At 54.8% G+C, this 20,413-nt stretch carries 17 protein-coding genes; 5 read left to right on the forward strand and 12 right to left on the reverse strand.

Going from position 1 to position 20,413, the window contains the following annotated elements:
* The first annotated feature begins 130 nt into the window (after positions 1 to 130).
* From gltB to ACFK9X_RS21180, 5 genes are all read left to right on the forward strand, one after another.
* On the forward strand, positions 131 to 4,591 hold the full coding sequence (gltB, locus tag ACFK9X_RS21160) for a glutamate synthase large subunit (RefSeq protein WP_151117622.1): 4,461 nt from the start codon (positions 131 to 133) through the stop codon (positions 4,589 to 4,591).
* Between the two features lie 9 nt (positions 4,592 to 4,600).
* Positions 4,601 to 6,019, forward strand: a complete 1,419-nt coding sequence (gene gltD, locus ACFK9X_RS21165; RefSeq protein WP_000081635.1) for a glutamate synthase subunit GltD — start codon at positions 4,601 to 4,603, stop codon at positions 6,017 to 6,019.
* Positions 6,020 to 6,226: 207 nt separating this feature from the next.
* Entirely contained in the window at positions 6,227 to 7,330 is a 1,104-nt protein-coding gene (locus tag ACFK9X_RS21170; protein ID WP_020899289.1) for a YhcG family protein, read from the forward strand.
* A gap of 115 nt (positions 7,331 to 7,445) precedes the next feature.
* On the forward strand, positions 7,446 to 8,699 hold the full coding sequence (gene codB, locus ACFK9X_RS21175) for a cytosine permease (protein ID WP_000076261.1): 1,254 nt from the start codon (positions 7,446 to 7,448) through the stop codon (positions 8,697 to 8,699).
* The gene (locus ACFK9X_RS21180) at positions 8,686 to 9,966 is read left to right on the forward strand and encodes a cytosine deaminase (RefSeq protein ID WP_001180685.1); all 1,281 of its coding nucleotides are present in this window, start codon (positions 8,686 to 8,688) and stop codon (positions 9,964 to 9,966) included. Before codB ends, ACFK9X_RS21180 begins: the two co-directional genes overlap by 14 nt.
* Before the next feature lie 82 nt (positions 9,967 to 10,048).
* On the opposite strand, the gene nanQ is transcribed toward ACFK9X_RS21180, so the two are convergent.
* The 12 genes from nanQ to zapE form a co-directional block, all read right to left on the reverse strand.
* Positions 10,049 to 10,516: an N-acetylneuraminate anomerase gene (gene nanQ, locus ACFK9X_RS21185; RefSeq protein WP_000979905.1), complete on the reverse strand. Its 468-nt coding sequence runs from the start codon at positions 10,514 to 10,516 to the stop codon at positions 10,049 to 10,051.
* Positions 10,513 to 11,388 carry an N-acetylmannosamine kinase gene (gene nanK, locus ACFK9X_RS21190; protein ID WP_058116077.1) on the reverse strand — a complete coding sequence of 292 codons (876 nt, stop codon included), beginning with the start codon at positions 11,386 to 11,388 and terminating at the stop codon, positions 10,513 to 10,515. Before nanK ends, nanQ begins: the two co-directional genes overlap by 4 nt.
* Positions 11,385 to 12,074 (reverse strand): N-acetylmannosamine-6-phosphate 2-epimerase, encoded by a 690-nt coding sequence (locus ACFK9X_RS21195; RefSeq protein WP_023193808.1) that lies wholly within the window; start codon positions 12,072 to 12,074, stop codon positions 11,385 to 11,387. The genes nanK and ACFK9X_RS21195 overlap by 4 nt, the downstream gene beginning before the upstream one ends.
* Before the next feature lie 46 nt (positions 12,075 to 12,120).
* Complete coding sequence (nanT, locus tag ACFK9X_RS21200) at positions 12,121 to 13,611, reverse strand: sialic acid transporter NanT (RefSeq protein ID WP_151117624.1); 1,491 nt, start codon at positions 13,609 to 13,611, stop codon at positions 12,121 to 12,123.
* 115 nt (positions 13,612 to 13,726) lie between these two features.
* Positions 13,727 to 14,620, reverse strand: coding sequence for an N-acetylneuraminate lyase (gene nanA / locus ACFK9X_RS21205; protein ID WP_151117628.1), 894 nt, complete (start codon positions 14,618 to 14,620; stop codon positions 13,727 to 13,729).
* Positions 14,621 to 14,754: 134 nt separating this feature from the next.
* Positions 14,755 to 15,546, reverse strand: a complete 792-nt coding sequence (nanR, locus tag ACFK9X_RS21210) for a transcriptional regulator NanR (protein ID WP_000382926.1) — start codon at positions 15,544 to 15,546, stop codon at positions 14,755 to 14,757.
* Between the two features lie 108 nt (positions 15,547 to 15,654).
* On the reverse strand, positions 15,655 to 16,155 hold the full coding sequence (gene sspB, locus ACFK9X_RS21215; protein WP_000366112.1) for a ClpXP protease specificity-enhancing factor: 501 nt from the start codon (positions 16,153 to 16,155) through the stop codon (positions 15,655 to 15,657).
* 5 nt (positions 16,156 to 16,160) lie between these two features.
* On the reverse strand, positions 16,161 to 16,799 hold the full coding sequence (gene sspA / locus ACFK9X_RS21220) for a stringent starvation protein SspA (RefSeq protein ID WP_151117631.1): 639 nt from the start codon (positions 16,797 to 16,799) through the stop codon (positions 16,161 to 16,163).
* A gap of 262 nt (positions 16,800 to 17,061) precedes the next feature.
* The gene (locus tag ACFK9X_RS21225) at positions 17,062 to 17,814 is read right to left on the reverse strand and encodes a DUF695 domain-containing protein (protein WP_151117634.1); all 753 of its coding nucleotides are present in this window, start codon (positions 17,812 to 17,814) and stop codon (positions 17,062 to 17,064) included.
* Positions 17,815 to 18,013: 199 nt separating this feature from the next.
* Positions 18,014 to 18,406 carry a 30S ribosomal protein S9 gene (gene rpsI, locus ACFK9X_RS21230; RefSeq protein WP_000829815.1) on the reverse strand — a complete coding sequence of 131 codons (393 nt, stop codon included), beginning with the start codon at positions 18,404 to 18,406 and terminating at the stop codon, positions 18,014 to 18,016.
* 15 nt (positions 18,407 to 18,421) lie between these two features.
* Positions 18,422 to 18,850 carry a 50S ribosomal protein L13 gene (gene rplM / locus ACFK9X_RS21235; RefSeq protein WP_000847559.1) on the reverse strand — a complete coding sequence of 143 codons (429 nt, stop codon included), beginning with the start codon at positions 18,848 to 18,850 and terminating at the stop codon, positions 18,422 to 18,424.
* 301 nt (positions 18,851 to 19,151) lie between these two features.
* Complete coding sequence (zapE, locus tag ACFK9X_RS21240) at positions 19,152 to 20,276, reverse strand: cell division protein ZapE (RefSeq protein WP_079970259.1); 1,125 nt, start codon at positions 20,274 to 20,276, stop codon at positions 19,152 to 19,154.
* Between the last annotated feature and the right edge of the window lie 137 nt (positions 20,277 to 20,413).

The raw sequence follows: 20,413 nt of genomic DNA on the forward strand, positions 1-20,413 counted from the left end.
GCGCAAAGGACACAAAGAGGGCGAATGCGAGGTAAGCGTATGATGCGCCAGCCCCGTCGCCATGCTCTTGCTGTGCCCGCGCGCCATCGGTTGGGAGAGCGTCCCGTAGAGCCTGGGGAGGTTCACTGATATGTTGTACGATAAATCCCTTGAGAAGGATAACTGTGGTTTCGGCCTGATCGCCCACATAGAAGGCGAACCTAGCCACAAGGTAGTGCGTACCGCCATACACGCGCTGGCCCGGATGCAGCACCGTGGCGCGATCCTTGCCGACGGTAAAACCGGCGACGGTTGCGGCTTGCTGTTACAAAAACCTGACCGTTTCTTTCGCATCGTGGCCGAAGAGCGCGGCTGGCGCTTAGCCAAAAACTACGCCGTCGGGATGATCTTTTTAAATAAAGATCCTGAACTGGCCGCCGCGTCACGCCATATTGTCGAAGAAGAATTACAGCAGGAAACCCTGTCGATTGTCGGCTGGCGCGATGTGCCCACCAATGAAGGCGTGCTCGGTGAAATCGCCCTCTCCTCCCTGCCGCGTATTGAGCAGATTCTTGTCAACGCTCCGGCGGGCTGGCGTCCGCGTGATATGGAGCGCCGTCTGTTTATCGCCCGCCGACGCATTGAAAAACGCCTGCAGGACGACAAAGATTTCTACGTATGCAGCCTGTCGAACCTGGTCAACATTTATAAAGGTCTGTGTATGCCGGCGGATCTGCCGCGCTTCTACCTGGATCTTGCGGATCTGCGTCTGGAATCGGCCATCTGCCTGTTCCACCAGCGCTTTTCCACTAACACCGTGCCACGTTGGCCGCTGGCGCAGCCGTTCCGCTACCTGGCGCATAACGGCGAGATTAACACCATCACCGGCAACCGCCAGTGGGCGCGCGCCCGTACCTATAAATTCCAGACGCCGCTGATCCCGGACTTACAGTCCGCTGCGCCGTTTGTTAACGAAACCGGTTCGGATTCCAGCTCGCTGGACAATATGCTGGAACTGCTGCTGGCAGGCGGGATGGACATCATCCGCGCCATGCGCCTGTTGGTGCCGCCCGCCTGGCAGAACAACCCCGATATGGACCAGGATCTGCGCGCCTTCTTTGACTTTAACTCCATGCATATGGAGCCGTGGGACGGTCCGGCAGGCATCGTGATGTCCGACGGGCGCTTCGCCGCCTGTAACCTTGACCGTAACGGCCTGCGCCCGGCACGCTATGTCATTACCAAAGATAAGCTGATCACCTGCGCCTCCGAAGTCGGTATCTGGGACTATCAGCCGGATGAAGTGGTCGAGAAAGGCCGCGTCGGCCCAGGCGAGCTGATGGTGATCGACACCCGCGGCGGACGTATTCTGCATTCCGCGGAAACCGATGACGATCTGAAAAGCCGCCATCCATATAAAGAGTGGATGGAGAAAAACGTCCGCCGCCTGGTGCCGTTTGAAGAGCTGCCTGATGAAGAAGTTGGTAGCCGCGAACTGGACGATGACCTGCTCGCCAGCTATCAGAAACAGTTTAACTACAGCGCCGAAGAGCTGGACTCGGTTATCCGCGTATTGGGCGAAAACGGCCAGGAAGCCGTCGGTTCAATGGGCGACGATACCCCCTTTGCCGTGCTCTCCAGCCAGCCGCGTATTATTTACGACTACTTCCGCCAGCAGTTCGCGCAGGTCACTAACCCGCCTATCGACCCGCTGCGTGAAGCGCACGTCATGTCGCTCGCCACCAGCATCGGTCGCGAAATGAACGTCTTCTGCGAAGCGGAAGGTCAGGCCCATCGCCTGAGTTTTAAATCGCCAATTCTGTTGTACTCCGATTTCAAACAGCTCACCACCATGAGCGAGCATCACTACCGCGCCGACTGGCTTGATATTACCTTTGATGTCACCGAAACCACACTGGACGCGACGGTTAAAGCGCTGTGCGATAAAGCGGAACAGATGGTGCGTAACGGCACCGTGCTGCTGGTCCTCTCGGATCGCAATATCGGTAAGAATCGCCTGCCGGTCCCCGCGCCGATGGCGGTGGGCGCGGTGCAGACTCGTCTGGTAGAACAAAGCCTGCGCTGCGACGCCAACATCATCGTAGAAACCGGAAGCGCCCGCGATCCGCATCACTTTGCGGTACTGCTCGGCTTTGGCGCAACGGCTATCTATCCGTACCTGGCCTACGAAACGCTGGGGCGTCTGATTGATACCCAGGCCATCGCCAAAAACTACCGTACCGTGATGCAGAACTACCGTAACGGCATCAACAAGGGGCTGTACAAGATTATGTCCAAAATGGGCATTTCGACCATTGCCTCTTACCGCTGCTCCAAACTGTTTGAAGCGGTCGGACTGCACGATGATGTGGTAAACCTGTGCTTCCAGGGCGTGGTCAGCCGTATCGGCGGCGCGAGCTTTGATGACTTCCAGCAGGATCTGCTGAATCTCTCCAAACGCGCCTGGCTGGCGCGCAAACCCATTAGCCCGGGCGGCCTGCTGAAGTACGTCCACGGCGGCGAATATCACGCCTATAACCCGGATGTCGTGCGTACCCTGCAACAGGCGGTACAGAGCGGCGAGTACAGCGATTATCAGGAATACGCCAAACTGGTCAATGAGCGTCCGGCGGCAACGCTGCGCGATCTGCTGGCGATACATCCAGACGGCGAGGCGGTGACTATCGACGAGGTTGAGCCCGCCAGTGAGCTGTTTAAACGCTTTGATACCGCAGCCATGTCTATCGGCGCATTAAGTCCGGAAGCGCACGAAGCGCTGGCGGAAGCGATGAACAGCCTCGGCGGCAACTCCAACTCCGGCGAAGGCGGCGAAGACCCGGCGCGCTACGGCACCAATAAAGTGTCGCGTATCAAACAGGTGGCCTCCGGTCGCTTTGGCGTGACGCCGGCCTACCTGGTCAATGCCGATGTGATTCAGATTAAAGTCGCGCAGGGCGCGAAACCGGGCGAAGGCGGTCAGTTGCCGGGGGATAAAGTCACTCCGTATATCGCTAAACTGCGCTATTCAGTGCCGGGCGTGACGCTGATCTCCCCGCCGCCGCACCACGATATCTACTCTATCGAGGACTTAGCGCAGCTCATTTTCGACCTCAAACAGGTCAACCCGAAGGCGATGATCTCCGTGAAGCTGGTGTCCGAACCGGGCGTCGGCACCATCGCGACCGGCGTGGCGAAAGCCTATGCGGATCTGATCACCATCGCTGGCTACGACGGCGGTACCGGCGCCAGCCCGCTCTCTTCGGTGAAATATGCGGGCTGTCCGTGGGAACTCGGACTTGTTGAAACCCAGCAGGCGCTGGTCGCCAACGGTCTGCGTCACAAGATTCGTCTGCAGGTGGACGGCGGTCTGAAAACCGGCGTCGATATCATTAAAGCGGCAATTCTCGGTGCGGAAAGTTTCGGCTTCGGCACCGGCCCGATGGTGGCGCTGGGCTGTAAATACCTGCGCATTTGCCATCTGAACAACTGCGCAACCGGCGTGGCGACGCAGGATGAAAAACTGCGTAAGAACCACTATCACGGCCTGCCGTTCAAAGTAACCAACTACTTTGAATTTATCGCCCGCGAAGTGCGCGAGCTGATGGCTTCGCTTGGCGTGACCCGCCTGGTGGATTTGATTGGCCGCACCGACCTGCTGAAAGAGCTGGAGGGCTTCACCGCTAAACAGCAGAAGCTGGCGCTGTCTCGTCTACTGGAAACCGCTGAACCTCATCCGGGTAAAGCGCTGTACTGCACCGAGAATAACCCGCCGTTTGATAACGGCGTGCTGAATGCGCAACTGTTACAGCAGGCGAAACCGTTTGTCGATGCGCGCCAGAGCAAAACCTTCTGGTTCGACATCCGCAACACCGATCGTTCCGTCGGCGCGTCGCTTTCCGGCTACATCGCACAGACCCACGGCGATCAGGGGCTGGCTTCCGATCCGATTAAAGCACACTTCAGCGGTACCGCAGGCCAGAGCTTTGGCGTGTGGAACGCGGGCGGCGTAGAGTTATATCTGACTGGCGATGCCAACGACTATGTCGGTAAAGGTATGGCAGGCGGTTTGATCGCCATCAGACCACCGGTAGGTTCCGCCTTCCTCAGCCATAAAGCCAGCATCATCGGCAACACCTGCCTGTATGGAGCGACCGGTGGCCGTCTGTACGCGGCGGGGCGCGCGGGCGAACGTTTCGGCGTGCGTAACTCCGGGGCGATTACCGTAGTAGAGGGCATCGGCGACAACGGCTGTGAATACATGACCGGGGGCATCGTCTGCGTGCTGGGTAAAACCGGCGTTAACTTCGGCGCGGGGATGACCGGCGGCTTCGCCTATGTGCTGGACGAAGATGGCGAATTCCGTAAACGCGTGAACCCGGAACTGGTAGAAGTACTGGACGTTGATTCGCTGGCTATCCACGAAGAGCATCTGCGCGGCCTGATCACCGAGCACGTGCAACATACTGGTTCGCAACGCGGCGAAGAGATCCTGTCCAGGTGGTCAAGCTTCTCAACCCAATTCGCGTTAGTTAAGCCCAAGTCCAGCGATGTCAAAGCCCTGTTGGGCCACCGTAGTCGTAGTGCGGCAGAATTGCGCGTGCAGGCGCAGTAAGGAATTGAAATGAGCCAGAATGTTTATCAATTTATCGACCTGCAGCGCGTTGATCCGCCGAAGAAACCGCTGAAGATCCGTAAGATCGAGTTTGTTGAAATCTACGAACCGTTTTCCGAAGGTCAGGCGAAAGCCCAGGCGGATCGCTGTTTGTCCTGCGGTAACCCCTACTGCGAGTGGAAATGCCCGGTACATAACTACATCCCGAACTGGCTGAAACTGGCTAACGAAGGGCGTATTTTTGAGGCGGCTGAGCTATCGCACCAGACCAACACCCTGCCGGAAGTGTGTGGCCGCGTCTGCCCGCAGGACCGCCTGTGCGAAGGCTCCTGTACGCTGCACGATGAGTTCGGCGCAGTGACCATCGGTAACATTGAGCGCTATATCAACGATAAAGCGTTTGAGATGGGCTGGCGCCCGGATATGACCGGCGTACGCCAGACGGACAAACGGGTAGCGATAATCGGCGCAGGTCCGGCAGGGCTGGCGTGCGCCGACGTGCTGACCCGCAACGGCGTGAAGGCGGTGGTCTTTGATCGCCATCCGGAAATCGGTGGTCTGCTGACCTTCGGTATCCCGGCCTTCAAGCTGGAGAAAGAAGTCATGACCCGCCGCCGTGAGATCTTCACCGGCATGGGTATTGAGTTCAAACTTAATACCGAAGTGGGTCGTGATGTACAGCTTGAAGATCTGCTGAAAGATTACGATGCGGTATTCCTTGGCGTCGGCACCTATCAGTCGATGCGCGGCGGGCTGGAAAATGAAGATGCGGACGGGGTTTTCGACGCTCTGCCGTTCCTGATCGCCAATACGAAGCAGATCATGGGGTTTGGCGAAACCAGCGACGAACCATATGTCAGCATGGAAGGCAAACGCGTGGTGGTGCTGGGCGGCGGCGATACCGCAATGGACTGCGTACGCACTTCCATACGCCAGGGCGCAACGCACGTAACCTGTGCTTATCGTCGTGATGAAGAGAACATGCCGGGTTCCAGACGCGAAGTGAAGAACGCGCGCGAGGAAGGTGTCGAATTTCAGTTTAACGTTCAACCGCTGGGCATTGAAGTCAATGCCAACGGCAAAGTGAGCGGCGTAAAAATGGTGCGCACTGAAATGGGCGAACCGGATGCCAAAGGCCGTCGGCGGGCGGAGATCGTCGCCGGTTCCGAGCATGTGGTTCCGGCTGATGCGGTGGTGATGGCGTTTGGTTTTCGTCCACACAGCATGGAATGGCTGGCGAAACACAGCGTGGAACTGGACTCGCAGGGACGAATTATCGCGCCGGAACGCAGCGATAATGCTTTCCAGACCAGCAACCCGAAAATCTTCGCCGGTGGCGACATCGTGCGCGGTTCCGATCTGGTGGTGACGGCGATTGCCGAAGGCCGTAAGGCGGCTGACGGGATTATGAACTACCTCGAAGTGTAACCCTTCCGGCTCCCCGGTCGATGCCTTGTGCTGATGGCTGGGGAGCCGATATTCCTCTCCTCAATATCTCTCCTGCCGATTCTGGAAACCCGCTCGTAAATCGAGATGTAATGCCATGTAAAATCCGTTCATGGATTGATCCGTTTACGCCTGAAGCGTATTGATAGCGTTCTAATTTCACAATGAAACTATCACGTAAGGGATGACATGACGAATCCAACTTTAGCGCCACAGTCTGATGAATATCAGCAAATTCATGACGGTATTATTCGTCTGGTCGATACGGCACGTACCGAGACCGTGCGCAGCATCAATGCCATTATGACTGCCACCTACTGGGAAATTGGCCGACGTATTGTCGAATTTGAACAGGGAGGAGAAGCGCGAGCGGCCTATGGCACCCAGCTTATCGAACGATTATCGGTAGATTTAAGTCAGCGCTATAAGCGCGGTTTTTCCACCAGAAACCTATGGCAAATTCGTACATTTTATCTTTGTTTTCAACACATTGAAATTCCGCAGACACTGTCTGCGGAATTTTCAAATCTCATACCGCTCGCCAAAACATTCCCACTCCCCTGGTCGGCGTATGTCCGCCTCTTGTCGGTAAAAAATCCCGATGCCCGCACTTTTTACGAGAAAGAGACGCTACGTAACGGCTGGTCCGTACGGCAGCTCGACAGGCAAATCGCCACTCAGTTTTACGAACGAACGCTACTGTCCCACGACAAATCCGCCATGCTGCAGCAACCTGCACCCGCCGAGCCAAACGTTTTGCCGGAGCAAGCTATACGCGACCCGTTCATTCTGGAATTTCTTAACCTGAAGGACGAGTATTCCGAATCAGATCTCGAAGACGCGCTGCTCAGCCACCTGATGGACTTTATGCTGGAGCTCGGTGACGATTTTGCTTTTGTTGGCCGCCAACGCCGACTACGCATAGACGATAGCTGGTTCCGCGTCGATCTGCTGTTCTTCCATCGTCGCTTGCGCTGCCTGTTGCTCGTTGACCTGAAGGTAGGCAAATTCGGTTATGCGGATGCCGGGCAGATGAATATGTACCTGAACTATGCCAAAGAGCACTGGACAATGCCCGGAGAAAACCCGCCAGTCGGCCTGGTTTTGTGCGCAGGGAAAGGCGCGGGGGAAGCGCATTACGCGCTGACTGGCCTGCCAAACACCATCATGGCGAGCGAGTACAAAGTGCAGTTGCCCGACGAAAAATTACTCACAGACGAACTTATTCGTTCGCAAACCATGCTGGAAACTCAACTCACACGCGGTGGTTCACTGACAACGGAGAAAAACTAGCGAACAATTAATGCCATGAATAATTATCAAAAAAATATCATACGAAAACGTTTGCTTTATTCTGAGAACTGTATATTATGCGGCGGATTTTTTGGGCAAAATTCATGGAGGCGTTGTGTCGCAGGACAACAATTATAGCCAGGGCCCCGTCCCTCTGGCGGCGCGGAAGGGCGTGATTCCACTGACGTTTGTCATGTTGGGTTTAACGTTTTTTTCCGCCAGTATGTGGACCGGAGGGACACTCGGCACCGGTCTTTCTTATAATGATTTCTTCCTCGCAGTTCTCTTCGGTAATCTCCTCCTCGGTATCTACACTGCATTTCTTGGTTACATCGGCGCAAAAACCGGACTCTCCACCCACCTCCTTGCACGTTACTCCTTTGGCGTTAAAGGATCATGGCTTCCCTCGCTGCTGCTAGGCGGCACACAGGTAGGCTGGTTTGGCGTTGGCGTAGCGATGTTCGCTATTCCGGTCAGTAAAGCGACGGGCATTGATGCCAATATTCTGATTGCCGTTTCGGGTCTACTGATGACCCTGACCATTTTTTTCGGCATCTCGGCGTTGACCATTTTGTCTATCATTGCCGTACCCGCGATCGTTATACTGGGCAGCTACTCCGTCTGGCTGGCGATCAGCGGCGTGGGTGGGCTGGAGCATTTAAAAACGATAGTGCCGCAGACGCCGCTGGATTTTTCCAGCGCGCTGGCGCTGGTGGTGGGATCGTTTGTCAGCGCCGGTACATTGACCGCCGACTTCGTCCGCTTCGGGCGTCATGCCAAAAGCGCCGTACTGATTGCGATGATCGCTTTTTTCCTCGGCAACTCGCTGATGTTTATCTTTGGCGCGGCAGGCGCTGCCGCCGTCGGTCAGGCGGATATCTCTGACGTGATGATAGCGCAGGGGCTGCTGCTGCCCGCGATTGTGGTGCTTGGCCTGAATATCTGGACCACCAACGATAACGCGCTGTACGCATCGGGTCTGGGCTTCGCCAATATTACCGGTCTTTCCAGCCGCACGCTGTCGGTGGTGAACGGGATTATCGGTACCGTGTGCGCGCTGTGGCTTTACAATAATTTTGTCGGCTGGCTGACGTTCCTGTCATCTGCCATCCCACCGATTGGCGGAGTGATTATTGCCGACTATCTGTTGAACCGCCGCCGCTATGCCGACTTCAACACCGTGCGCTTTATTCCCGTTAACTGGATTGCTATTCTTTCCGTCGCGCTGGGCATCGCCGCCGGACATTATGTTCCTGGTATTGTGCCCGTCAACGCCGTACTCGGCGGCGTCTTCAGCTATATCCTGCTGAATCCACTTTTCAACCGCAGCCTTGCTAAATCACCAGAGGTCAGCCATGCAGAACAATAACATCACTATTCGTCAGACGCGTCTGCAGGGACACGAAGGATTATGGCAGATTACGATTGAAAACGGGCGCTTTAGCCGGATTGAGCCTCAGGAAGCCGCATCGTTACCGCAGGGCGAAGTGCTTGATGCCGAAGGCGGCCTGGCTATTCCACCGTTTGTTGAGCCACATATCCACCTGGATACCACGCAAACGGCGGGTGAACCGAGCTGGAACCAGTCCGGCACACTGTTTGAAGGGATTGAGCGCTGGGCAGAACGTAAAGCAATGCTCACGCATGAAGATGTGAAAGCGCGCGCGATGCAGACCCTGAAATGGCAGATGGCTAACGGCATCCAGTACGTTCGTACTCACGTTGACGTTTCAGATCCTACGCTCACCGCGCTGAAAGCCATGCTGGAAGTGAAGCAAGAGGTTGCGCCGTGGGTAGACCTGCAAATTGTCGCCTTTCCGCAAGAAGGTATTCTGTCTTATCCTAACGGTGAAGCGCTGTTAGAGGAAGCCGTGCGTTTGGGCGCTGACGTTATTGGCGCCATTCCGCACTTTGAGTTCACGCGGGAATATGGCGTTGAATCGCTGCACAAAACCTTCGCCCTGGCGCAGAAATACGATCGCTTGATCGATGTGCACTGCGACGAAATTGATGACGAGCAGTCTCGCTTTGTCGAAACGGTCGCGGCGCTGGCGCATCGTGATGGCATGGGGGCGCGCGTGACCGCCAGCCATACCACGGCTATGCACTCGTACAACGGCGCGTATGCGTCACGCTTGTTCCGCCTGTTGAAAATGTCGGGGATTAACTTCGTTGCCAACCCGCTGGTGAATATTCATCTGCAAGGACGGTTTGACACTTACCCGAAACGTCGTGGCGTCACGCGGGTGAAAGAGATGCTGGAAGCGGGGATCAACGTCTGCTTTGGCCATGATGACGTCTTCGACCCGTGGTATCCATTAGGCACCGCCAATATGCTGCAGGTGCTGCATATGGGGTTACACGTTTGCCAGTTGATGGGGTATGGGCAAATCAACGACGGGTTAAATCTGATCACTATCCACAGCGCAAAAACTTTGCACCTGCAGGACTACGGTCTGAGCGTCGGCAATGCCGCGAATCTGGTTATCTTACCCGCTGAGAATGGATTCGACGCGGTACGTCGCCAGACGCCTGCCCGTTACTCGATTCGCCACGGGCGGGTAATTGCCGAGACGGTGCCGAGCCAGACGACGCTGCACCTGACCCAGCCGGAAGCCGTGACGTTTAAGCGTTAACCCGTCATACCCGCGCTCTCCGGCACATTCACCACGCAGCCCCGTAAGGGGCTGCGTTCGGAAGACTGCTCCGGCAAGAGATTCAGGCCGCCAGCAGACTGGCGCGTACTTTCACTACCACTTTCTTGATGTCATCCGGCTCACCCACTGCACATCCCGGTTTATGCGGTTCTCCCGGCATAAACACAGCAAACATCCCCGCTTGCAGCGTAATAGTCTGCTCGTCGACAATTTGACTACAAAGCTGGTAATCCTCTTCAACGTGCATCTCCTCGCACTGGCGAGCGGCACCGGACATCCCAAACGCAATACGCTCGACGCCGGTTAGTAGTAGCTGAATATCAATGTATTGTTCATGCAATTCCGCTTTCTTCTCGGCCGGCATTTGCGTCGTTAACTGCATTACATTCATAAAGACATTGTCGCCCTGCAATTCATAGCGCCCCGGCGCTTTCTCCTGCGGCCTTGCCGCCAGCGCGAGAGTCAAGGCATCCAACAATCGCGGATGCAACCCGCAAGAAGGCAACGACTGTACTTCCCCCATCATCATAATGTGTCTCCTTGAGCTAACAACGCAGCGCCTAATAATCCTGCGTCATGCCGATAGCGAGCGGCGCTCAGCGCCACGTGATAAGGCGCAGGCTCTTGCATCAAAAACGCGCGAACCTGCTCCAGGTATCCCTCAGCTAACCCTACGCTGCCGCCAATGACCACACACTGGCAGTCGGTAGTCGCTTTCACATCGGCGATCATTCGCGCTATTACCTGCGCGGATTGGCTTACCAGATGTCGCGCCTGCTGATGACCTTCGCCAGCGCGAATAAATAGGGTTTTGGCGTCGCATCCCGCCAGATCGTCCCGCGCCGCCGCGGCCATCCCTCGTCCAGAGGCGATGGCCTCTACGCAGCCAACGCGTCCACAGCCGCATACGGGCCCGTGTGGGTCCGCCAGGGTGTGTCCCAGGTGCCCGGCCAGACCGCCTTTTCCGGTAAGGAGCTTGCCGTCGCAGACAACGCCGCCGCCAACGCCGGTTGAAACGGTGATAAATACCATATCGCGGATATCATCAGGGAGCGCGTGATACTCCGCCCAGGCCGCCGCCTGCGCGTCGTTCACCGCCAGCGTCGGCAGGCCAGCGATCGTTTCCAGTGTTTGCACTAACGGAAAGTGTAGCAAGCCGCCCAGATTATGGGGGTTTAGCGCCAGCAGCATCCCTTCCTGAATGATCCCGGTAGAAGCTATCGCTACCTGACGCGCCTCTGTCCGTAGCGGTTCAACCAGCGCCTTTAATGCTTCACGTAATGCGTCCGGCGTTTTGCTCGCGGGGGTCGGCAGCTCGCGACGCTGGCTAATGCGCAAGTTGTTGTCGATGAGCGCGGCGGCAAGTTTAGTCCCGCCAATATCGATTGCTAACGTAGTCATGACGCCGCCTTTTTTAATGCGTCGTTATACCATCCACAGATATGTTCCAGACGGGTAATGGCGGACCCTACCGTCACCGCCCATGCGCCATAACGGATCGCCTCCGCCGCCAGTGCTGGCGAGTTATAGCGTCCTTCGGCTATCACCCGACATCCGGCGTCATGCAACGCTTTGACTAAGGGCAGATCGGGTTCCTCCGGCGTATCGGGGGTGGTGTAGCCGGACATCGTCGTGCCGATAATGTCCGCGCCCAACCGTTGGCAGGCAAGTCCATCGTCCACGGATGAGCAGTCGGCCATCGCCAGTAGATGGTGGTGATGAATGCGCGCCAACAACGCCTCAACGGCTACCGGCCGTTGCCGAGCGGTTCCATCAACGGCGATAATATTTGCGCCGGCCTGCGCCAGCGCATCTACATCGTCGAGAAAAGGGGTAATGCGCACTGGAGAGTCGTCCAGATCGCGTTTGATAATACCGATAATGGGTACCGAAACGAGCGAGCGGGCCATACGCAGGTTGTCTATGCCTTCAATACGCACCGCAACCGCGCCCGCCTGTTCCGCTGCCAACGCCATTGCCGCTACAATCTCCGGCTTATCCAGCGGACTGCCCGGAACGGGCTGGCAGGAGACAATCAGGCCGCCAGAAGCGGCAATATTTTTATCCAGTTGTTCAAGTAACGACATACTACTCCCTTACAAATATTGCCCGGTTGAAAACCGGGCAAGCGGATTAACTTTTCGTTTTTACAAAGGCACCTTTACCACTGCCAAGCGGTACGGCTCCGCTGAACGGTTTGTCGTCGATAGCATCGTGGGTGCGTAACGCTTCCGGACGTAGCCAACGCTGTACGCGAGACGGCATATCAAGCCCAATAAGCAGGATCACGACAAACGTCAGGCTGAAAGAGAGCGATGCCAGCGCAGTGCCCAAATCCAGACGTTGAGCGATCAGCGCTCCCAGGATCGGCGCCAACGCGCCGCCGAGCGCGCCGACGTTATAAGTAAAGCCCAGCCCCGCCGCGCGCTGATCGGTATCGAAGTAACCGCCGATCAGTTTCGGCAGAATCCCGGCAATCCCCTGCCCCAACATCTGTTGGAAAAACAGTAGCAGACCCAGAACCCAGACGTTTGTGCCGCCAATCGCAAAGACCGGAATAATGAGGATTTGCGAGGCCAGCAGGCTACAGACATATGCTTTACGCGTTCCCAGCCAGTCGCCAAGAAAACCGCCTACGCAGCAACCAACCGCCGCGCCAAATCCGCTAAAGAACAGGACATTCGCCACCGTATGCGGATCGTAGGCCAGCTCGGTTTTCAGATAAGTGGGTAATAGCGCCTGAATCGGCCAGGAATAGAGGAAAGCAAACAGTACCACCAGCATCAGCATGACGCCAGTGGGCCAGCGTTTACCGCTGCTCTGCACCATAAAGCTGGTAAAGATAACCGCGCACAGTAGTCCCAGCCCCGCCACAATCGCAGCATTTTGTAGGTTACCGGCAAAACAGAACCACAGCGCAGCGGCGGCGGCGAAAGTCATTAAAATGTTGATGATGCGATGTTCGCCCCGATAAAGAATGTCGACCATCGTACGTACCGGCGCTTTACCCGCGTGTTTCTCTTTCCAGTCTTCCGCTTCCGGAATGTTTTTCCGCAGCCAGAGAGCGAAGATAATTGGCAAAATGCCAATGAAAAACAGCGCGCGCCAGCCCCAGACAGGCACCACCAGGCTGTACACCTGCGCGGCAACGACCGCGCCGACGGAGAAGCCGGAAATCAGAAAACCGCTGGCTTTATTGCGTAAATGTTTTGGCCAGCTTTCAATCACATAGGTCGCGCTGGAACCATATTCGCCCGCCATGCCCATACCAATCACCAGTCGGGCGATGAACATGGTGGTGTAACCGGGCGCAAACCCGCATGCCAGGGTTCCCACCGAAAACAGAATGATGCTGCTGACCATCGCCAGACGACGCCCATAGCGATCGCCCATCGCGCCCAGTAATAACCCGCCGAACCAGCGAGAGATAAAAGCCGCAGAAATCAGGCTTGCCGCCTGTACCGTCGTCAGCCCAAATTCGCTTTGTACCTCAGTCAGTACAAGAGCAATCAACACAAAATCAAAACCATCAAGCAGATATCCCAGCCAGGCAGCGGAAAATGCCCGCCATTGCGCCCGGTTGAGATGGCGATACCACGGGATGTTCTGGGTAGAAGTACTCATTTTACTCTCCCGACGATTTTTGTTGTCGTTATGCCGAATGGCGGCTCCGCCTTATCCGGCCTACTGTTCGCACTGTTGTAGGCCGGGCAAGCGTAGCGCCCCCGGCATTATGCTGTTACGCCTTTTCTTCCATCAGTTGTTGAGCCAGCGCCTTGAGCGCCGGCAGGTATTTTTCATCAACAGGCGCAAACGGTTCACGACACAGCGGCACCGATAGCACGTCCATATAATGCAGGACCGTTTTCAGGCCGCGGAATACGCCGGTTTTAATCAGTAAATCAATAACCTTATTGCACTCGGTTTGCAGGCGCTGCGCTTTCGCCACATCGCCCTCACGTAATGCCTGAACAATCCCATGATAACGCCAGCCCATAATGTTGTATGTGCTGCCGATACCGCCGTCCGCGCCCGCCAGCAGGCCGGAAGCGAAGATTTCGTCATAACCGTTGTACAGCACCAGATCCGGATGCGCGCGGCGGATCTGCTCCATCTGGAAGAGATCGCCGGAGGTTTGCTTCAGCGCGCTCACGCCCGGTAATGTCACCAGCGTATTGATCTGATCGAGGGTAAGTTTTACGCCGCTTAACGCCGGAATGTTGTATACCACCATCGGCAATCCATCTGCGGAATCAATGATTGCCCGATAGTGGTCACAGTGCTCTTCAAAACTGAAAGGGTAATAAAAAGGCGTCACCGCAGAGACCGCATCAAAACCGTAACGCTTTGCGGCGCTGGCAAGCTGCTGGCTTTCTGCGGTGCTTACCGTCCCGACATGGGCGATCAACGTGATTTTTCCCTTCGCCTCTTCGGCGACAATCTCCAGTACCTGCTCTCTTTCAGCAAGGCTCTGTACGAATGCTTCCCCGGTGGAACCGCCAACGTACAGCCCGTCGATACCCTGCCCGATGTTAAAACGCACCAGACGGCGCAGGCTTTCGCTATCCAGTTGCTGCTGATAATCAAATGGGGTCAACAACGCCGCCATTACGCCTTGCAATGCTTTTGCCATACCTACCTCTACGGATGATGAATATATTAACTACCTACCTTTATACCTGTTATACCAGATCAAATAAGCAGCAAATAATACAGAACGCTTATAGTGCGATCTGCTTCACTAAACCGGGATCGGAGGTGCGATCGCTACCGCATTTTTTGACTTTTTTTACCGAGCGCGTGCCAGGTAGCGGAAACGCTATTGAGGTGGGTTTGCAGAGCGCGATCCGCTTTATCGGGATCTCGCTGGCGAATGGCATCAACAATCACAATATGTTGTTGATAACTCACGTTATTATGTTCATGCAGCTCACGATCGGGAACGCTTGGGCGAGCGGCGATTAGCCAGTCCAGCAGAGCAACATGAATAGCCATAAAGATCGGATTGCCGGGAATTTCAGCCAGCACCCGGTGAAACTCGACATCTGAACGAATAAACAGCGCGTTGTCATCCAGCGACTGGCTATTAATTTCCAGCGCTTTCGTTAACAACGCGATCTGCTCGTCGGTAGCATGTTCCGCCGCATAGCGTACCAGGCTGGATTCAAAGAAAAGCCGTAGCTGTTCAAAGTGAGCGATGCCGCCAGGATGAGTAAGAAAATCTTTCGCCATACCCGACAGTTCACTGATGATGGTATCAGCGGAGGGGCGCGAGACGCGGGCGCGTTCGCCGTTATTGATTTGCACCAGACCTTTACGCTTCAGCGCAGCTAACGCTTCACGCACGGAGGGACGTCCCACATTGAAGAAGGCCATTAATTCACGTTCAGACGGTAGCTGTTCTCCCTCGCCAAACTCATGACGGCGGATCATCTGCTCCAGCTCTTCCTCAACCATTTCAGACAGTTTTTTACGCGCCAGCGGGCGGCGGCGCAAACTACGCCCGAGGGATGTCGGAGAATCTTCTGCTTGCGAATCAAATGCGTTCATAACGTCCATTCATGAGTGGTCGGTGGCAAATAATAGCAAGCTTATCGTAACACAGCTTTAAAAGCAGGGTGAACCCGAGAGGAGACCAAACAAAACAGGCCCTTCAGGGCCTGTTGATTATTTTACTACACGCAGCGCCGGACGTCCGCCACGCGGCGGAGGCGGCTCGTCATCAGGACTACTGTCGTCATCGTGGTCGGGCTTATCACCATCAATGACGGACATCACGGTCTCGCTTTCCGCGCCTGCGGTATTGTCATCATCATTTAAGCTGACAACGTCTTCATCATAGGCGGCTTCAGGCTCAAACATGGTGCCTGCGCCATTTTCACGGGCGTAAATCGCCAGCACCGCAGCCAAAGGCACAGAAACCTGACGGGGAACGCCGCCGAAGCGCGCATTAAAACGCACTTCATCATTAGACAGCTCCAGATTACCTACCGCTCGCGGCGCAATATTGAGGACGATTTGCCCATCGCGCGCATATTCCATAGGGACATGCACGCCAGGCAGCATCACATCCACCACCAGATGCGGGGTCAACTGGTTATCCAGCAACCACTCGTAGAAAGCACGCAACAGATAAGGACGACGCGGCGTCAACTGTGACAAATCCATACAGGTTAACCCCGACCGAGGCGCATTTCACGTTCAGCTTCGGTTAAAGAAGCCAGGAAAGAATCACGTTCAAAGACGCGGGTCATATAGCCTTTCAGCTCTTTCGCCCCTGCGCCGCTGAATTCAATACCCAACTGCGGTAAACGCCACAGGAGAGGCGCCAGGTAGCAATCAACCAGGCTGAATTCGTCGCTCAGGAAATACGGTTTCTGACCAAATACCGGCGCAATCGCCAGCAGCTCTTCACGCAGTTGTTTACGCGCAGAGTCGGCCTCGGAAGCAGACCCGTTTACGATGACGTTCATCAGCGTATACCAGTCTTTTTCAATACGGTGCATGTACAGACGGCTTTCACCGCGCGCGACCGGATAAACCGGCATCAGCGGCGGATGAGGGAAACGCTCATCCAGATATTCCATAATGATGCGAGATTCCCACAGGGTCAGCTCACGATCCACCAGTGTCGGAACGCTTTGATTCGGGTTGAGGTCAATCAGATCCTGAGGTGGATTGTCCTTTTCCACATGTTCGATCTCAAAACTAACACCCTTTTCAGCCAACACAATGCGGACCTGATGGCTATAGATGTCAGTAGGACCAGAAAACAGCGTTATTACCGAACGTTTGTTGGCAGCGACAGCCATGAAAACCTCCAGGTATATTCAGAATTTTTACTGCTACCAGCCACAATGTGACCAGCCAGATGTTATGTCACCCAAGGCGAAAAAAGCCATCATTGCTCAGAAACGAGACAAAAAATGAACATTCCCCGCTATTTGGGCAGAAAATTGGATGATAGTTTACCAGATTTTGTGACCTTTGTGGTGAGTCGATTCTGGAAATGAGGAAAAAGAGATATTCCTGGTCTGAAATGCTCGCCCCACCTGAGATATTGTCTTTCGCCTGTTATGCCTGTACTACCGGTGCGCCCCAGCCATCAAAACTGCCGCCATGTTTTTCAGCCAGATCGGTAAGCTGGCAAGTGATTTCTGTCATATGCCATTGTTGCGGAGCATCGGTGCTGATAAAAGACGCCATAAACTCCTGTTGCGGGTCATTCATTCGAATACTGACCAGCGTTATGCCATACGGTAATGCAGCAATATCTTGCGCCAGGTCGCGCGCGGCGACTTCTGTAGGCAATGTCGCATAATAATCAATAGCGCGCGGAAGCGTCAGATCATCACCTTGTTCCTGTAATCCCCGGCACACGCGGGAATCGTGTATCCAGTTCCAGTCGTATCGGGTTGGATACAAGAACTGGCGGTAAAAGTTTCCTTTATCATTGTGACTCTCTCTATAACTAAAAGAGATTTCCGGGCCACCAGCGAGCAATTTATCCAGCGTCTTTTCCCAGTTAAGATCCTCTTCCGACATGAACACAAAATCGCGCCAGCCTTGTTGGGTAACCACACCCACCAGCCAGATCGGAAACGTCTTCCCCTTTTCATCAAGCCAGTCCTCTATACGATTTAAACGCTGTGTTTCATCGGGCTGCGGCAAACCATTTTCATAACAGTTGGTGTAATGAACACGTAAGAACCCGGTATGGATAAGGCGATCAAATTTTTCATCCTGGATGGCGCCGATATCCACACGTATCCCCGTAACATGGTCATCCACCGTTGTTATAAAGAATTCCCATTTATTCGACAGCATTAACGACTCTTTCTTAGTAAACAATGCGTTAAAAAATCCCACTGTGACTTCCTTTTCTCTGAGCGTGCATGAAAAATGAATAAGATGAGAATAATGCTAAAGATAGGGAGGAAAAGAGACTGGATTCGGACTTTAGCCATAAAAAAACCCGCCGAAGCGGGTTTTTTCGCTAACAGTTGTCTGCCGAAGCAGAACCCCATTAACGTTTGGAGAACTGCGGACGACGACGTGCTTTACGCAGGCCGACTTTCTTACGTTCAACCTGACGAGCGTCACGAGTAACGAAGCCAGCTTTACGCAGTTCGCCACGCAGGGACTCGTCGTACTCCATCAGAGCGCGGGTGATACCGTGACGGATCGCACCAGCCTGACCAGAGATACCACCACCTTTAACAGTGATGTACAGATCCAGTTTCTCAACCATGTCGACCAGTTCCAGCGGCTGACGAACTACCATGCGGGCAGTTTCACGACCGAAGTACTGTTCCAGAGAACGTTGGTTGATAACGATTTTACCGTTGCCCGGTTTGATAAACACGCGAGCTGCGGAACTTTTGCGGCGACCAGTGCCGTAGTATTGATTTTCAGCCATTGCCTATAATCCCGATTAGATGTCAAGAACTTGCGGTTGCTGTGCCGCGTGGTTGTGCTCGTTGCCCGCGTAAACTTTCAGTTTACGGAACATAGCACGACCCAGCGGGCCTTTTGGCAGCATGCCTTTAACCGCGATTTCAATCACACGCTCAGGACGGCGGGCAATCATCTCTTCAAAGGTCGCTTGTTTGATACCACCGATGTGGCCGGTGTGGTGATAGTACACTTTGTCAGTACGCTTGTTGCCGGTTACAGCAACTTTGTCAGCGTTCAGAACAATGATGTAATCACCGGTATCTACGTGCGGAGTGTATTCCGCTTTGTGCTTACCGCGCAGGCGACGAGCCAGTTCAGTAGCCAGACGGCCCAGAGTTTTACCGGTCGCGTCAACAACATACCAGTCGCGTTTTACGGTTTCTGGTTTAGCTGTAAAAGTTTTCATTAAAAGCTTACCCAAATAAATAAGTTACACGTTGGTGAACACCCAAACGTTTTAAATAGTTGAGGTTCACACGACAAAGTCCGGTAAACCTACCCCCTCGGATATGTTTGGCCGGCACAGAGAAAGTTTGGGAAAAAACTCTCTTGTAACGTGGGGTCGCAGGATTATAGAGAAGTCCAGGTCAAAGATCGACCCCTTTTTGCGATTTGCCGCGGGTTTTGTTCAGGCCTGGTTCCCCCTCGGTCGGGGAGGTTGCACAGATATAATACCGCATAATGCCGGGGCGCTGCGCTTGTCCGGCTTACGGCATATGCTCCCGCTTGAGGTACTCCGCACTCTGCATCTCTTGCAGGCGTGACAGACAGCGCTGAAATTCAAACTTGAGCCGTTCCCCCTGATAAATTTCATATAACGGTGCGGCGGCGCTGACCACCAGCTTAACGTGGCGCTCGTAAAACTCATCCACCAGCGCAATAAAGCGGCGCGCTTCGTTCTCCATCAGCGGCGTCATGACCGGCACGTCAAACAGCAGAACCGTGTGAAATAACCTTGAGAGCGCAATGTAATCATGCTGGCTGCGGGCCTCGACGCACAGCGTAGCGAAAGAGACCGCTAGCGTTTGGTTTTCAACGCCCAGGGTGGATAAAGAGCGATGATTGATTTCCAGCGTCGGAGCGTGCTCGCGCGCGGCCCCCGCTAACGCCAGCCACAGTTTATCCATTTGCCGCCGGGTTTCATCATTAAGCGGCGTTAGCCATAAATGGGCCTGCGTCAGCGTCCGCAGCCGGTAATCGACGCCGGCGTCCACATTCATAATGTCGCAGTGCTGTTTAATGGCATCGATAGCCGGCAGGAAGCGGGCGCGTTGCAAACCGTTGCGGTAGAGTTCATCCGGCGGAATATTGGAGGTCGCGACCAGCGTAATGCCGCGTGCAAACAGCGCTTTCATTAAACCGCCCAGCAGCATGGCGTCGGTAATATCGGTGACGAAAAACTCATCGAAACACAGTACGTCCGTCTCGGTTTTAAACCGATCGGCAATAATGTCTAACGGATCGATCTGTCCCTGTAGCGCGGTAAGTTCTTCATGCACGCGCAGCATAAGCCGATGAAAATGCAGGCGTAATTTTCGCTCACCCGGCAGGCTGTGGTAGAAGAGATCCATGAGCCAGGTTTTGCCGCGACCCACGCCCCCCCACATATACAGCCCGCGAACCGGTATTTGCGCGTCCGGTTCGTTTTTGCCTAATAATTTCCCCAGTCGCGCTATCAGTCCGCCGGGTGGCGTAGCCGACGATTTTTTCGCGGTGAGCGCCTGATAAAGGGTTTCCAGACGGTCGACCGCCTCTTTCTGTACGTCGTCAGGCTGATGGGTGCCTTCGTTGAGTGCCTGGAGATAACGCGATGTAGGGGAAAGGCTTTGCATAATGTTATTGTTATTCCTTGAAAATCGATGTGCCGTCGTTCACGGCTGACGAAAAAAAGGCCGTTCTACACTACGCGATATGCTGTCGGGATTCCACTTCTACGGAATTAGCGGTTATAGTGGCATAATCAGGCGCG

Origin of the sequence: Salmonella sp. WC3 (assembly GCF_042932255.1) — a bacterium.
Classification (GTDB): domain Bacteria; phylum Pseudomonadota; class Gammaproteobacteria; order Enterobacterales; family Enterobacteriaceae; genus Salmonella; species Salmonella enterica.